Raw genomic sequence first — 15,302 nt, forward strand, 5'->3', positions numbered from 1 at the left:
CGCAAGTGCGCGCGACGTACGTCAAAAAAATCAGGGAGGTCAAAAAAAGATGGACACCGTCCTCATCGTTCTCAAGCTCGGGTTGGTTCTCTACGGGATCTACAGCTTCATCACCTACATGTCACGGCGCTCCGAGAACCGGAATGCCCTGAAAGACTTTCGCAGCAGCTCGCCGGTGTTGCGCAGCATCACCGACGAAGAAAAATCGGCGCTGCAACCCTTTCTCATGGGGCAGGGCCTCGTGATCGGCGACAACGTGCACGAGCTCGACGGCGCGTTCGTGCGCCACGGCCTCCAAACGCAAGGCGCGACCACGCTGCACGACACCCTCGGCGATGTCGACGTGCTGCTGCCCTACGACGCCATCCATTACGTCGAGGCGTACAACGAGGCGCAGGTGGTGTTGTCCGGCAAGTGCGCGGTGGTGATCCGCCTGAACGGCTTCGAACTGCTCGAAGGCCGGGCGCGCGCGCAGCGCCAGCAGGCCCAAGACCAACAATGGCAGCGCGGCGAGCGCGGCGCGCTGCCGTCGCTCGATGAGACCGTGGCGGCCGAAGTGGCGACTGGCGTGGTGGTGCCGGAAGCCGCGGTGGCATCGATCGCGACCGACCCGAACGTGCGCTACCAGCGCGGCGAGGTCGACATCCTGAGCCAGCGCACCGAAACGCCCGAGGAGGTCGAGAGCCGCATCGGGCGCGGCGGCTGGGCCTCGGCCTTCGCGTGGCTTCTGGCGTTCGTGCTGTTGTGGGTCGCCACCTGGGACGCCACGCGCGCGACGCGCATCTACCTGCTGGGCGCAGGCCTGCTCGCAGGCTTGTGGGCCGTGTGGCTGTTCGTGCGCAAGCCGCCGGCCACGGCGCCGGAGCGGGAGCCGCAGCCCGTGAACCGCGTGCGCGGCATGCTCAACCAGATTTCGGTGACCAACGCCGGCAACACATCGGTCCAGAGCGTGGGCCTGTTCATCGGCGACAAGTTGAGCCTCGTGTTGCCCTCGCACTGGCGCAACGCGGCAACGGTGGCGCACGGTGAGGTGATCGAAGCCGAGCTGCGCACCAGCGACTACAGCGCAGTGGGCTTCGGCCCCAAGTGGTCGGTGAGCGACGAGTGGCGGCGTTTCCAGCCGGTGTACTGGGGACGGCACCTGCTGCATCTGATCATCGGCCTGCTCGCCGCGGGTGCGGTCGCGCTGTCGGTGCCGAACCTGCGCAGCGAGGCCGCGTTGGCCGCGCAGTGGGTCATGAATGGCAGCGGCACCACCGCCTATGCCGACGTCGGGCAACTGGCCGACAATCCGCCGCCTTGGGGCAGCCGCGCGCGCATGGCAGGCGAAGGCCGGTGCGAGATCGACCTGAGCGGCCGTGCCGGCGTGCCCGCCACCGATTGCACCCTGGTGCGCTGGAACGGCACCGCGCCCGTCATTCCTTCACTGGACATTCCGCAGACCGTGCTGGAGCTCGCCAGCCCCCACTTCATTCGTGTGTCCGAGGACTACACGATGTCCAGCCTGATCGAGGTGCAGCGGCTTCTGCAGGGCGGACGGGTGGACGACAGGCTCGCGGCCTACAGCGCGCGCGAGCGCACGCTGTGGATCGCGCGGGGTTTCGACCAGTCGGTGGCGGCAATCGAGGCCGCCTGCAAGGACGCCGATGGCCTGTCGCCCTCCGCCTGCGAGAGCCTGCAGCGCGACCTCGTGCGCACCATCGACGCCACCGTCGACAAGGACGGCGTCGACATGCCCGTGATCACCTGGCAGGCGTTGGCCGCGAGCGTGGCGACGGGCCAGGAGAACGCATTCCTGAGGCTGTCGCAACAACAGCTGGCGTCTGTCCGGCGTGCGTTGCAACAAGCCGTCGACAGTGCGGTGGCTGCGAAGATCGAGACGGCGCGCGCCGCCATCGTGCCCGCCAAGGGCGGCGTGCTGCTGGCGTCTGCCACGCGCATCGTGGACACGCCGGCGCAGCCCGGCAAGGTCGAAGATGGCGAGAGCACCCCGCTCGCCCGCTGGACCCGCCTGCAGCTCAACGCCACACCAGACAGCCTGAAACCCTTCACCCTCGAAGGCCTTGTGACCGCCAGCGGCAAGGACACCACCGGCACCCCGTGGGTGCGCGTCGACCCGAGCCTCGATGCCTCGCGCATGACCGCAGCGGGCGCGCACGTGCTGTGGTGGCTGTTCGCCGCGGGGCTGGTGCTGGTCAACGGCGTGCTGTTCGGGCTGCGCTGGACGCAGGACAGCCGCCGTCGCGACCGCCTCGAGGCTGACATCGCCACCCGCCCCGCGCCGGGCACCGGCGGCCTTTTCTGACAGGCCTTGACTCCTGCGGGGAATATCGGGGCGCCAGAACTTTTGCTCCTATCATGGCTCCACCGGAAGCAACACCGAGGGCCTCCCCGTCGCGCGCGGCTTGAAGAGGGCCCCGGGGCCCTTATCTAAGGGGGCAGATTTCCCCACGGAGAATTCAACTTGAAACGTATCCTTCTGTTCGTCCTGACCAACGTGATGGTCGTCGCGGTGCTCGGCGTGGTCGCCAGCCTGCTCGGCGTCAACCGCTTTCTCACGGCCAACGGGCTCAACTTGACGGCGCTGCTCGGCTTTGCGCTGGTCATGGGTTTCGGCGGCGCGATCATCTCGCTGCTCATCAGCAAGCCCATGGCCAAGTGGACGGCCGGCCTGCGCATGATCGACAACCCCCAGTCGCCCGACGAGGCCTGGATCGTCGGCACCGTGCGCAAGTTCGCCGACAAGGCCGGCATCGGCATGCCCGAGGTCGGCATCTTCGAAGGCGAACCCAATGCCTTCGCCACCGGCGCGTTCAAGAACTCGTCGCTCGTGGCCGTGTCCACCGGCCTGCTGCAGGGCATGACGCGTGAAGAGGTCGAGGCCGTCATCGGCCACGAAGTCGCGCACATCGCCAACGGCGACATGGTCACGATGACGCTGATCCAGGGCGTGATGAACACCTTCGTCGTGTTCCTCTCGCGCGTGATCGGCTACGCGGTCGACAGCTTCCTGCGCCGCGGCGACGACCGCTCGTCGGGCCCCGGCATCGGCTACTACGTGAGCACCATCGTGCTGGACATCGTGCTCGGCTTCGCCGCCGCGATCGTGGTGGCCTGGTTCTCGCGCCAGCGCGAGTTCCGCGCCGACGCCGGCGCCGCCGCACTCATGGGCAACCGCCAGCCGATGATGAACGCACTCGCCCGCCTGGGCGGCCTGCCGGCCGGCGAACTGCCCAAGGCCGTGGAAGCCATGGGCATCACGGGCGCAATGGGCAAGCTGTTTGCCACGCACCCGCCGATCGAAGAGCGCATCGCGGCGCTGCAGAACGCGCGCTGAGCACAGACAGGCCGCGCAGCGGCACAAAGAAAAAGGGGCTGGTGATTCACCAGCCCCTTTTTCATTCACCGAAGAACGGTGTGTCGTTCGCTCAGAGGTTGAGCGCCGAGACGGCTTCCAGGCCCTGCTTGATGTTGTTGCGCGCGGCACCTTCCACCGACATGCGCAGGCGGGTCGTGCCGACGAGCGAGTCGAACGCGCCGCCCGTGTAGGTCGACTTGATGACCTGGCGCATCGCCACCGACTTGTCGGAGGTCTTGATGAGCGACCAGCCCGCTTCCATGTCGACCGTGAACGCGGCGCCGAACGTGGGCTTGGTCAGCTTGACGATCGAGACCGACAACTCGTAGTCGCCGCTCTTGCCTTTGACGACTTCCTTGAACAGGGCCGATTGCGTGACCGACTTCTCGATGGCGGCACCCAGGTCTTCGTTGGTGATGTCCGAGCTCCACAGCGGGTTCGTTTCATTGCCGCCGCCGGTCTTCACCGACACCGAGTAGGGCAGCTTCTTGCTCGAAGCGATGCTGGTGGGCGTCATGGCCTCGCGGTTGGCCGACGAGGCGCAGCCCGCGAGCACGACGACGACGGAGAGAACGGCCAGGGCGCCTGCGCGGCGAAGGGTGGTGGTGTTGATCATTTGGTTTTGTCCGATTCTTTGAAGATGTTGCCGACCACTTCGTCGACCATTTCGGGCGGCGAGAGGCGTGTGAGGGAGGTGTGGAGCGAATTGCCGGTGGCCAACGGGTAGTCGGACTTCGGTTCGCGGATCGTGACGGTGAGCTCGACGAGGTACATGGTGATGTCCCACATCCACTTGTCGACGTAGGTGACGACAGCGTCGACTGGCTCGGGGGGCTTGGCTTCTTCCGTGACCTCGAAACCGCGTTTGCGCAGATTGCCGGCAATCAGCTTCTGGAGCGTGCCGTCTTCACCCTCGAGCTTCCTGACCTGCACCACGCGCAGCTTGTCGAGATTTGCCGAGGGATCGACGGTCGCTGTTGCGCGGTTGACCGCGCAGCCGCTCGCGAACACGGAAACAGCCACGGCCGCGAGAAGCAGCCTGATGACTCTTTTCAAATGAACTTCTCCTCCGCCCGGAATGGGCCGAAGGAATGTAGCTGGAAATGTGTAAAAACGTTTCCTGAGCGCCGATCCCTGGCGAAAAATTCGCCGCGCCGCAGTCAGACTGCACAGTTGCAGCCTTCTGGGCGCTTCAGGCCGTTCAATTGCCGGTGGCGGCAGGCTCGTCGGACGCGGGCGTGTCCGGTGCGGATTCGGCGGCTTGCGGCGCAGCTTCTGGTGCTGCTTCCGGTGCCGCTGCGGCCGCAGCGGCGGCGGCCTCTGCCGCCGCAGCGGCGGCGGCCTCTGCCGCAGCCTCGGCCCGCTTCTTGTCGTCCCGCACCCGCTGCAGCGTGCGCGTCACGTCGCCCGGCTTCATGCCGTACATGTCGGCGAACTCCTGTTCGCTGCGGCCGCTGGCTTCGAAGGCGCGCAGCAGGGCTTCGCGCTTGGCGGCCTGCTGGGCGAGTTCGGCCAGGGCTTCGTCGACGACGGCGTTGTTGTTGGCATCGCGCGAGCGCACCAGCACGGCATAGGCTTCGTGGTCGAGGCCCGAGGCTTCGATGGCCTTGGCGATGCGCGTCACCAGCTGCGGACGCAGGTCTTCGCCGGGGTTGCGGTGCGAGCGGCGGCGGTGCAGCTCGAGGATGGCGTGGTGCACGTGCTCGGGCGCGACCGGGTCGAGCGCGTTGCCGTCCAGGTCGTGGCGCGCATGGCCGGCGGCCACGCTCTCGAGGTAGCGCGTGGAGCGCGCATGCTGGCCCATCGCGATCTTCAGGTCTTCGGCCTTGAAGTCTTCGGGATGGCGCGCGATCAGCTCTTCGTACACGCCGAGCTTCAGCGGCACGAAGCGCGCGCCGAAGAGCTGCGGGTAGAGCGCGAACAGGCGTTCCAGCACCGGGTTGACCTTGCGCGGTGCGCGTTGGGCTTCGGGTTGCTGTTGTTGTTGCTGCGGGCCGCGTGGCTTGCGCCCCTGCTGCGGCTGTTGCTGCCCGTGCGGGCGCTGCTGCTTCGCCCGCGGCGGGCGTTGTTGTTGCTGCTGCTGCGCGGGAGCGGGCTGCGTTGCCGACGCGTCAGCGCCTGCGTCGGTGCTGCCCGCGCCGGACTTCAGCTGCTGCAGCTGCTCGGCCATGTCCGGGCGCTGGCGCCGTGCGTTGCGCGAGTTCGTGTTCGGGGCGGCGGTGGATGCGTCGGTCATACGGAAGGCTCGGCGATGGGCGCGAGGGATGGAAAGGGAAGAAAAAGAACAACCGGTCCCGCGCGGTCAGCGCGGCCGGAACATCCTGCGGGTATTGTCAGGGCGGATCGTCATGCGCGTGCAGCGCCTCGGTCACCTCGGTCGGGGACCTGCCGCCCGATCAGCAGCCGGAACGGCAGCAGCATCAGCACGCCGACACCGAGCTTCACGCCCAGGTCGCCGAGCGCCCAGGTGAGCCAGGGGCCGTCGGTGCCTGCGAAGGCGATGCCCCAGAAGACGATGCTGTCGAGCACGGCCGCGATCACCGTGGCCACCAGCGGCGCGCGCCACCACAGGCCCCGGCGCAGGCGGTCGAACACGCGGATATCCAGCAGCTGCGAGGCGATGAAGGCCAGGCCCGAGGCGGCAGCAATGCGCGCCGGCGCGAGCAGCAGCGACACCGCCACGGCCACCGCGAAGCCGACCCACGCCACGCGCCGCGCCATGCCGGGGCCGAAGCGCCGGTTGACGAGGTCGCTCACGAGGTAGGCCACCGGGTAGGTGAAGGCGCCCCAGGTGAGCCAGTCGTTGATCGCGAACTGCACGAGGATGTTGGACGCGAGCACCACGGCGGCCATCGCCAGCGTGGCGACGGCCAGCTGGCCGGTGGTGGGACGGTGGAAGTGCATCGTCAAACGGCGCTGCCGAGCACGCTGCGCGCCACGGCCTCGGCCACCTTGATGCCGTCCACGCCGGCCGACAGGATGCCGCCCGCGTAGCTCGCGCCTTCGCCGGCCGGGTAGAGGCCGCGCACGTTGAGGCTCTGGAAGTCGTCGCCGCGCGTGATCTTGATCGGCGACGAGGTGCGCGTTTCCACGCCGGTGAGCACGGCGTCGTGCGTGTCGAAGCCCTTGATCTTGCGGCCGAAGGCGGGGAAGGCTTCGCGCATCGCCTCGATGGCGTAGGCGGGCAGGGCCTGGTGCAGGTCGGTCGGCGTCACGCCGGGCTTGTACGACGGGATGATGCTGCCGAGTGCGGTCGATGGCTTGCCAGCGATGAAGTCGCCCACCAGTTGGCCGGGCGCGTGGTAGTTGCTGCCGCCGAGCACGTAGGCGTTGCTTTCGAGCTGGCGCTGAAGCGCGATGCCTGCCAGTGCGTCGCCCGGGAAGTCCTTCGGGTCGATGCCCACCACGATGCCCGCGTTGGCGTTGCGTTCGTTGCGCGAGTACTGGCTCATGCCGTTGGTGACCACGCGGCCCGGCTCGCTGGTGGCCGCGACCACGGTGCCGCCGGGGCACATGCAGAAGCTGTAGACCGAGCGGCCGTTGCTGGCGTGGTGCACCAGCTTGTAGTCGGCCGCGCCCAGCAGCGGGTGGCCCGCGTGGCGGCCCCAGCGGGCGCGGTCGATCAGGCCCTGCGGGTGCTCGACGCGAAAGCCGATGGAGAAGGGCTTGGCCTCGATGTGCACGCCGCGCGCATGCAGCATCTCGAAGGTGTCGCGCGAGCTGTGGCCCAGCGCCATCACGACGTGGTCGGCGCGCAGTTCGCTGCTCTGGCCCGTCGTCTGGTCGAGCACGGTGAGGCCGCGCAGATGACCGTTTTCGATGTGCACGTCGGTCACGCGCTGCTCGAAGCGGATCTCGCCGCCCAGCGCCACGATCTGCTCGCGGATGTTCTCCACCACCTTCACCAGCTTGAAGGTGCCGATGTGCGGGTGCGCGACGTACAGGATTTCGGGCGGCGCGCCGGCCTTCACGAACTCTTCCATCACCTTGCGGCCGAGGAAGCGCGGGTCCTTGATCTGGCTGTAGAGCTTGCCGTCTGAAAAAGTGCCGGCGCCGCCTTCGCCGAACTGCACGTTCGACTCGGGGTTGAGCACGCTCTTGCGCCACAGGCCCCAGGTGTCGCGGGTGCGCTGGCGCACGGTCTTGCCGCGTTCGAGCACGATGGGCTTGAAGCCCATCTTCGCGAGCATCAGCGCCGCGAAGATGCCGCAGGGGCCGAAGCCGATCACCACGGGGCGCGTGGCGTCCGCGGGCGCCTGGCCCGGCGGCGTGTAGCGCATGTCGGGCGCGGGCTGGATGTGCGGGTGGCTGGCGTGCTTGGCCAGCAGCGCGGCTTCGAGCGCGGCGTCGGCCAGCTGCACGTCGCAGATGTAGACCGTGAGCAGGTCGACCTTGCGGGCGTCGAAGCTGCGCTTGTAGACGGTGTGGGAGGCGATCGCTTCAGGTGGAACGTCGAGCGTTCGGGCGATCAGGGTGGCCAGCGCGTCAGGCGCGTGGTCGAGCGGGAGTTTGAGTTCGGAGATTCGCAGCATGTCGTGGGGCTTGTGGTTATCAAGCAGACCGACGATTTTAAGCGCCCGAGGCGCTATGAAACTTGTAGCTGGATCAGGCGGGCAGGAAGCCTTCGACCGACAGGTAGCGCTCGCCCGTGTCGTAGTTGAAGCCCAGCACCACCGCATCGGGCGCTAGCGAGGGCAGCTTCTGCGCAATGGCCGCGAGCGTCGCGCCCGACGAGATGCCGACCAGGATGCCTTCCTCGACCGCGCAGCGGCGCGCCATTTCGCGCGCCGGCTCGGCGTCGACCTGCAGCACGCCGTCGAGCAGCGAGGTGTCCAGGTTCTTCGGAATGAATCCTGCGCCGATGCCCTGGATGGGGTGGGGCGCCGGCGCGCCGCCCGAGATCACGGGCGAAGCCACGGGCTCCACTGCGAACACCTGCAGCTTGGGCCACTTCTTCTTGAGCACCTTCGCCACGCCGGTGATGTGGCCGCCCGTGCCCACGCCGGTGATGAGCACGTCGATGCCCTCGGGAAAGTCGGCCGCGATCTCTTCGGCCGTGGTGCGCACGTGCACGTCGACGTTCGCGGGGTTGTTGAACTGCTGCGGCATCCACGCGCCCGGCGTGCCGGCCACGATTTCCTCGGCGCGGGCGATGGAGCCCTTCATGCCGTTGGCGCGCGGCGTGAGGTCGAAGGTGGCGCCGTAGGCCAGCATGAGGCGGCGGCGCTCCACCGACATGCTGTCGGGCATCACCAGGATCAGCTTGTAGCCCTTGACGGCCGCGACCATCGCCAGGCCGATGCCGGTGTTGCCCGAGGTGGGCTCGACGATGGTGCCGCCGGGTTTCAGCGCGCCGCTCTTCTCGGCGTCTTCCACCATCGACAGCGCGATGCGGTCCTTGATCGAGCCGCCGGGGTTGGCGCGCTCCGACTTGATCCAGACCTGCTGCTTCGCATGGCCGAACAGGCGGTTGATGCGGATGTGCGGCGTGTTGCCGATGGTCTGGAGGATGTTCTGGGCCTTCATGGAATCTCCTTGGGTGCGAGGGTCGGATGGTCAGCGCGCATTGTGGCGCCCCCTGGGCCGGGTTGCACCCGGCCCGCGACCGTTTCAGCACGGGGGGATGGCAGGCCGTTGCGGTTCAGGCCTCCAGGGCTTCCAGCGGCCCGAAGAACTCGTAGCGAAGCTGCTGCTTGGGCACGCCGAGCGCCAGCCCGTTCGCATACACCGCCTGCATGAAGGGCTTCGGCCCGAGAAAGTACAGGTCGACGTCGCGGTCGGCGGGCAACAGCCCGGCCAGCAGCTCGCGGGTGACGAAGCCGGTCGCGTGCGGCGTGTCGGTGTCGCGCGGCGCGTCGTAGATATACAGCGGCTTCACGTTCGCATGCCGCTGCGCGAGTGCGTCGACGCGGGCGCGGAAGGCGTGCGCGCCGCCGTGCCGCGCCGCATGGACGAAGTGCACCGGCCGGCCCGTGTGCGCCACCGATTCGAGCATGCTCATGGCGGGCGTGATGCCCACGCCACCCGTCACCAGCACGAGGGGACGCGCCTGCTCGCCCGCGGGCTGCAGCACGAAGTCGCCGCACGGCGCCTGCACCTGCAGCCGCGTGCCGACCGCGGCGGCCGCGTGGAGCCAGTTCGAGGCGCGGCCGCCTTCTTCCTTCTTCACGCTGATGCGGTACCACGGCTTGCCCGGCGCGTCGGACAGCGAGTAGTTGCGCCGCACCGGCTGGCCGTCGATCTCCAGCACCAGCGTGAGGTACTGTCCCGGCGAGAACGCCAGCAGCGCGCCGCCGTCCACGGGCTCCAGGTAGAACGAGGTGATGACCTCGCTCTCGTCCTCGCGCCGGGCCACGCGGAACTCGCGCGTGCCGCGCCATCCGCCGGGTTGCGCCGCGTTGGCGCTGTAGACGGCTTCTTCCGCGGCGATGAGCAGGCCCGCCAGCGATTCGTAGGCCTCGCCCCAGGCGGCGATCACCTCGTCGGTCGCGGCATCGCCGAGCACCTCCTTCACGGCGCGCAGCAGGTAGTGGCCGACGATCGGGTAGTGCTCGGGCAGCACGCCCAGCGCGGCGTGCTTCTGGATGATGCGGGGCAGGGCGCCGGCGATCGCTTCGAGCCGGTCGATGTGCGCGCCGTACGCGATGACCGCGCCCGCCAGCGCGCGCGCCTGCGTGCCGGCGGCCTGGTGCGCCTCGTTGAAGAAGGCCTTCACTTGCGGATGGCCTTCAAACATGATCTTGTAGAAGTGGCTGGTGATGGCCTCGCCGTGGGCCTGGAGCGCGGGCACGGTGGACTTGACGATGGCGATGGTTTGCGGATTCATGGTCTGGCGCTTCCTCTGTTGAGATGCCTTTTTCTTCTCACGATCCGTGCCAGCCGGAAGGCCTCTGCAAGTGCTTGACGCCATTGGGGATTTACCGGGCGTGGTCAAATTCGCAACAACTTCTGCGTTGTACTTATGACCACATTGCGTGTCGATTCGACCACCGAGGCCTCACCACCCGAGCCCGAGCCCGAAGCCGAGGCCGCCCGCTACCGGTCGCTGCTCGCCGCCGCGCGCGGCCTGGTCCGCTGCGACGCCGCCGCGCTGCTGCAGCTCGACGTCGACGTGTTGAAGCCCGTCGCGGTCGACGGCCTGAGCGACGAAACCCTCGGGCGCCAGTTTCCCGTCGCCGCGCATCCACGTTTCGCGCGCCTGCTCGACAGCGAACGGGGCCTGCGCTTCGCCCACGACAGCAACCTGCCCGACCCGTACGACGGCCTCGTCGCCGGCCAGCCGGGCATCCTGCCGGTGCACGACTGCATGGGCGCGCCGCTGCGCCTGCGCGGCGCCGTCTGGGGCCTGCTCACGCTGGACGCGCTGGAACCGCACGCCTTTGACGCCGTGGGCCCGGCGCAGATGGAGGCATTGATCGCCCTCGTCGAAACCGGCATCGAGGCCGCCGACACGATCCGCGAGATGCAGGCGCGCGCGATGCGCGAGCAGGCCGTCGCGCAGGCCCTGCGCGCAGGGCGTGGCGCGCCGCGCGAGCTGCTGGGTAGCAGCCCGGCGATGAAGCAGCTGTGCCACGAGATCGACACGGTCGCCGTGTCCGACCTCACGGTGCTGCTGCTCGGCGAAACCGGCGTGGGCAAGGACCTGGTCGCGCAGCGCCTGCACGCGCGCTCGCGGCGCAGCGAGCAGCCGCTGGTGCAGGTCAACTGCGCGGCGCTGCCCGAGACGCTGGCCGACAGCGAACTCTTCGGCCACAAGCGCGGCGCGTTCACCGGCGCCGTGCAGGACCGCGACGGCAAGTTCGAGATCGCCGATGGCGGCACGCTCTTTCTCGACGAGGTCGGCGAGCTGCCGCTGAGCGTGCAGGCCAAGCTGCTGCGCGTGCTGCAAAGCGGCGAGGTGCAGCGCCCCGGCAGCGACCGCATGCGCAAGGTCGACGTGCGCGTGATCGCGGCCACCAACCGCGACCTGCCCGCGGCGATCGCACAGGGGCGCTTTCGCGCCGACCTGTACCACCGGCTGTCGGTCTACCCGCTCGTGGTCGCGCCGCTGCGCGAACGGGGGCGCGACGTGCTCGTGCTCGCCGGCAGCTTTCTCGAGGAGAACCAGCACCGGCTGGGCGCGCGCAACCTGCGGCTCTCGCCGGCGTCGAAGGCCGCCATGCTGGCGCACGGCTGGCCGGGCAACGTGCGCGAGCTCGAGCACGTGATCAGCCGTGCCTCGCTGCGGGCGTTCCGGGAGCAGCCGCGCGGCTCGCGCTGGACGGCCATCGAACCGCATCACCTGGCGCTGGACAGCGCCGCCGTCGTGGGAAGCGCCATGGCAGCGCCCGTGCAGGCCCCGGCGAACGAACACGCGGGGCCGCCTGCCATCGCCGGCGGCACGCTGCGCGAGGCGACCGAGGCCTTCCAGCGGGCCTGGCTGTCGGAACTGCTGGCCCGCCACGGCGGTCGCGTGGCCAGCGCCGCGCGCGAGGCCGGCATCGACCGCAGCAACTTCCACCGGACCTTGCGCAAGCTGGGCCTGGTGCAGGCCGGCGACGGCGAAACGCCCGGTTGAAGGTCGGCGCGCGGCGTCGCCTGAAGGGTCATTGACGGGGCGGGCGATAATCGAGCGGTGAAGCACGCCAGACCGCCGCTGGTGCAAGCCCGAAAGGGACGATGCTCTGCCTTCGGGCAACAGCATCGGGTCGAAAGATCGCACTGGAGGAACGTCCGGACTGCACAGGACAGCGCAGGAGTTAACGACTCTCCACCGTGAGGTGAGGATCAGAGCAACAGAGACGAGCCGATTCAGTTCGGGTGAAACGGGCAATCTCTGCGCGCAGCAACACCAAGTAGGCCAGTATCGAGGTGGTTCCGCTGAGCTGGCGGGTAGGTGGCATCGAGCCGTTTGGCGACAAACGGCCCAGAGTAATGGCGGTCACGCCGGGGTCTTCGCAAGAGGGCCCCGGTGCACAGAATCCGGCTTATCGGCGAGCTTCACACTTTTCTTTCTCTCCCCCTTTTTCCCTGGGCCGCGCGCTGACGACGTGCGCGGCTGCGTGCAGAACTCGGTAGAAACCCGTACAATTGTTAGCAAGCTAACTAATTGATAACGCCGTGGCCGATACCGAACCCATCTCACCGTTGCGCGAACACGCGCTGATGCGGCTCGGCACCTCGCTGTCGGTGCTCCAGCGCGGCTACCGCGCGGCGGCCGACAAGGCGGTGGCGCATGTGGGCCTGTCGCAGACGCTGGCCTGGCCGGTCGTGGTGCTCGGGCGCATGGAAGACGGCGTGCGCCAGGGCACGGTGGCCGAGGCGCTGGGCATCGAAGGGCCGTCGCTGGTGCGCTCGCTCGACCAACTGGTCGAGGCCGGCTTCGTCGAGCGCCGCGAAGACCCGGCCGACCGTCGCGCCAAGACGCTGCACCTCACGCCCGCCGGCCGCGCCGTGTGCGAGCCCATCGAGGCCGCGCTGCGCCAGATGCGCGCCGCGCTGTTCGAAGGCATTCCCGACGAGGACATCGCCGCCACCTTGCGCGTCTTCGGCGCGCTCGAGGCCAAGCTCGGCCGCAGTGCCGCCGGCATGCAGAGCCTGCAGCAGGAAGGGCGCGGCTCGTAAATGGCGATGTCGATGGCGCTGCCGCGCTTCACCCGCGCGGAAGTTCTCTTTTCCGTCAAGAGCTTCGCCGCCGCGATGCTGGCGATGTACCTGGCCAGCCGCGCCGGCCTGCCGCGCCCGTTCTGGGCGCTCATGACCACCTACGTCGTCGCCCATCCGCTGGCCGGCGCCGTGCGCTCCAAGGCGATGTTCCGCTTCTGCGGCACGCTCATCGGCAGCGTCGCCACCGTGCTCATGGTGCCCGCGCTGTCCAACGCGCCCGAGCTGCTCACGCTGGTGCTCGCGCTGTGGGTCGGGCTGTGCCTGTATGTGTCGCTGCTCGACCGCACGCCGCGCTCGTACGTCTTCATGCTCGCGGGCTACACGGCGGCGCTGATCGGCTTTCCGTCGGTGCAGACGCCGCTCGTGCTGTTCGACACCGCCGTGGCGCGCGTGGAAGAGATTGGCCTGGGCATCTTCTGCGCCACGCTGGTCCACAGCCTCGTGCTGCCCGCGGGGCTCGCGCCCACCGTGCTGGGCCTGCTCGACCGCACGCTGAAAGATGCGCGCCAGTGGCTCGGCGACCTGTTCCAGCCCGGCGACCGCAGCACCCCCAAGGACGCCGACCCCAAGCGCTTGGACGACGACCGCCGCCGCCTCGCCGGCGACATCACGCAGCTGCGCCTGCTCTCGACTCACGTGCCCTTCGACACCACGCACCTGCGCTGGACCGCCGGCGCGATCCGCGCCATGCAGGACCGCGTGGCGGCGCTCACGCCCGCGCTGTCGGCCGTCGAAGACCGGCTGCAGGCGCTGGCGCAGGCCGAAGACCGCCTCGCGCCCGACGTCACCGCCGTGCTCGCGCTGGCCGCGCAGTGGCTGCGCGACGAAAGCGACCCGGCCGTCGACGCGTCGGCCCGCCTGCAGGCGCTGCGCCAGGCGATCGCCGCGCTGGGCACCGCACAAGACACGGGGCTCACGCCCTGGGCCCGCGCGCTGCGCATCGGCCTCGCAGGCCGGCTCGAAGAACTGGTCGACGGCTGGACCGCCTGCGCCCGGCTGCGCCGCGACATCGACGAAGGCCTGAAGGGCGGCGCGCCGCTGCGCCGCACGGCCGCGCTGGGCCAGCGCGCGATGCACCGCGACCATGGCATGGCGCTGCTGTCGGCGCTGGCCGCCGTCATCGCCATCTGCGTGTGCGGCGCGTTCTGGATCCTCACGGGCTGGACCATGGGCTCGGCCGCCACCATGATGGCCGCCGTCTTCTGCTGCTTCTTCGCCACCATGGACGACCCCGTGCCCGCGATGCACGGCTTCCTGAAGTGGACGCTGTGGTCCATTCCCATCTCGGCCGTCTACGTGCTGGTGCTCATGCCCACGGTGCAGGACTTCGGCATGCTCGCGCTGGTCTGCGCGCCGCTGTTCCTGGTGCTGGGCCTGTACCTGCCGCGCCCGACGCACTTCATGGCCGCGATGGCGCTGGTCTTTGGCGTGTCGGGCACGCTGGCGATGCACGACACCGCCAGCGCCGACCTCGTGAGCTTCATCAACAGCATGACCGGCCAGATCGTCGGCGTGGTGATGGCCGCGCGCGTCACGCGGCTGGTGCGCTCGGTGGGCGCCGACTGGAGCGCGCGCCGCATCCAGCGCGCCACCTGGCGCGAACTCGGCGACATGGCCGCCTCCACCCAGCCGCAGTACGCGCAGAGCGACGCCTACGCCGTGCGCATGCTCGACCGCATCGGCCTGCTGGCGCCGCGCATCGCGCAGGCCGGCGGCACCGTGGAGGGCGTGGCCGCGAACGACGCGCTGCGCGACCTGCGCATGGGCGCCGACATCGCCGTGCTGCAGCGCGTGCGCGCCCAGCTGCCGATGGCCACCTCGGCCGCGCTGCTTGGCGGCATCGCGCGCTTCTTCCGCCAGCGCGGCGAAGGTCGCATGGCGCCGCGTCCGGCGGCGCTCCTGCCGCAGATCGACGAGGCGTTGGCTGCCGTGCTCGCCGCGCGCGACATCTCGACTGCGTCGCGCGCCGCCGTCACCGCGCTGGTCGGCCTGCGCCGCAACCTGTTCCCCGATGCGCCGCCTTCGCTCGCGGCCGTGTCCGTGTCCTCTTCACCGCAAGGAGATTCCGCATGATCGGCGAAGCCAGTTTCTACGGGCTTTACGTGCCCTGGCTCATGCTGCTGGCCGGCGCCGCGCTGCTCGCCCTGTGGGGCGTGCGCCGGCTGCTCGCCGCCACCGGCCTGTACCGCTGGGTGTGGCACCCGGCGCTGTTCGACATGGCGCTGTACCTGCTGCTGCTGTACGGCCTGAGCCGCCTCACGGCGCACCTGCAATGACAACGCAAACCACACAGAGATTC

Annotated in this window: 13 protein-coding genes and 1 other RNA gene; 7 read left to right on the forward strand and 7 right to left on the reverse strand. The window is 69.2% G+C overall.

The genetic code is table 11. The features are described 5' to 3' along the window. Nucleotides 1–49: 49 nt before the first annotated feature. Nucleotides 50–2,305 carry an IgaA/UmoB family intracellular growth attenuator gene (locus tag AC1RAD_RS03135; protein ID WP_492733846.1) on the forward strand — a complete coding sequence of 752 codons (2,256 nt, stop codon included), beginning with the start codon at nt 50–52 and terminating at the stop codon, nt 2,303–2,305. A gap of 159 nt (nt 2,306–2,464) precedes the next feature. Then, nucleotides 2,465–3,337, forward strand: a complete 873-nt coding sequence (gene htpX, locus AC1RAD_RS03140) for a protease HtpX (protein ID WP_056575841.1) — start codon at nt 2,465–2,467, stop codon at nt 3,335–3,337. A 91-nt stretch (nt 3,338–3,428) separates the two neighbouring features. On the opposite strand, the gene AC1RAD_RS03145 is transcribed toward htpX, so the two are convergent. From AC1RAD_RS03145 to hmpA, 7 genes are all read right to left on the reverse strand, one after another. Next, nucleotides 3,429–3,974 carry a hypothetical protein gene (locus AC1RAD_RS03145; protein ID WP_070060168.1) on the reverse strand — a complete coding sequence of 182 codons (546 nt, stop codon included), beginning with the start codon at nt 3,972–3,974 and terminating at the stop codon, nt 3,429–3,431. Next, nucleotides 3,971–4,414, reverse strand: a complete 444-nt coding sequence (locus AC1RAD_RS03150) for a hypothetical protein (RefSeq protein ID WP_070060167.1) — start codon at nt 4,412–4,414, stop codon at nt 3,971–3,973. Before AC1RAD_RS03150 ends, AC1RAD_RS03145 begins: the two co-directional genes overlap by 4 nt. A gap of 145 nt (nt 4,415–4,559) precedes the next feature. Beyond that, nucleotides 4,560–5,594 carry a ProQ/FinO family protein gene (locus AC1RAD_RS03155; protein ID WP_492733848.1) on the reverse strand — a complete coding sequence of 345 codons (1,035 nt, stop codon included), beginning with the start codon at nt 5,592–5,594 and terminating at the stop codon, nt 4,560–4,562. Between the two features lie 110 nt (nt 5,595–5,704). Further along, the gene (locus tag AC1RAD_RS03160; protein ID WP_492698119.1) at nt 5,705–6,262 is read right to left on the reverse strand and encodes a VUT family protein; all 558 of its coding nucleotides are present in this window, start codon (nt 6,260–6,262) and stop codon (nt 5,705–5,707) included. 2 nt (nt 6,263–6,264) lie between these two features. Then, nucleotides 6,265–7,890, reverse strand: coding sequence for an NAD(P)/FAD-dependent oxidoreductase (locus AC1RAD_RS03165; RefSeq protein ID WP_492733850.1), 1,626 nt, complete (start codon nt 7,888–7,890; stop codon nt 6,265–6,267). Between the two features lie 73 nt (nt 7,891–7,963). Then, the gene (gene cysK, locus AC1RAD_RS03170; protein ID WP_062478599.1) at nt 7,964–8,884 is read right to left on the reverse strand and encodes a cysteine synthase A; all 921 of its coding nucleotides are present in this window, start codon (nt 8,882–8,884) and stop codon (nt 7,964–7,966) included. Between the two features lie 115 nt (nt 8,885–8,999). Next, the gene (gene hmpA / locus AC1RAD_RS03175) at nt 9,000–10,184 is read right to left on the reverse strand and encodes an NO-inducible flavohemoprotein (protein ID WP_492733852.1); all 1,185 of its coding nucleotides are present in this window, start codon (nt 10,182–10,184) and stop codon (nt 9,000–9,002) included. Nucleotides 10,185–10,319: 135 nt separating this feature from the next. Here hmpA and norR point away from each other — a divergent pair, with 135 nt between their 5' ends. The 5 genes from norR (at nt 10,320) to AC1RAD_RS03200 (ending at nt 15,279) form a co-directional block, all read left to right on the forward strand. Then, a complete protein-coding gene (gene norR / locus AC1RAD_RS03180) occupies nt 10,320–11,915 on the forward strand; it encodes a nitric oxide reductase transcriptional regulator NorR (RefSeq protein WP_492733854.1) in 1,596 nt (531 codons plus the stop codon). A gap of 59 nt (nt 11,916–11,974) precedes the next feature. Then, an RNA gene (rnpB, locus tag AC1RAD_RS03185) (RNase P RNA component class A) lies at nt 11,975–12,343 on the forward strand. A 159-nt stretch (nt 12,344–12,502) separates the two neighbouring features. After that, nucleotides 12,503–12,961: a MarR family winged helix-turn-helix transcriptional regulator gene (locus tag AC1RAD_RS03190; RefSeq protein WP_307583336.1), complete on the forward strand. Its 459-nt coding sequence runs from the start codon at nt 12,503–12,505 to the stop codon at nt 12,959–12,961. Beyond that, nucleotides 12,962–15,076 carry an FUSC family protein gene (locus AC1RAD_RS03195; RefSeq protein WP_492733856.1) on the forward strand — a complete coding sequence of 705 codons (2,115 nt, stop codon included), beginning with the start codon at nt 12,962–12,964 and terminating at the stop codon, nt 15,074–15,076. Then, nucleotides 15,073–15,279, forward strand: coding sequence for a DUF1656 domain-containing protein (locus AC1RAD_RS03200; RefSeq protein WP_062483051.1), 207 nt, complete (start codon nt 15,073–15,075; stop codon nt 15,277–15,279). The genes AC1RAD_RS03195 and AC1RAD_RS03200 overlap by 4 nt, the downstream gene beginning before the upstream one ends. Nucleotides 15,280–15,302: the final 23 nt, after the last annotated feature.

It is taken from the genome of Variovorax sp. GW823-FHT04B03 (genome assembly GCF_058796495.1).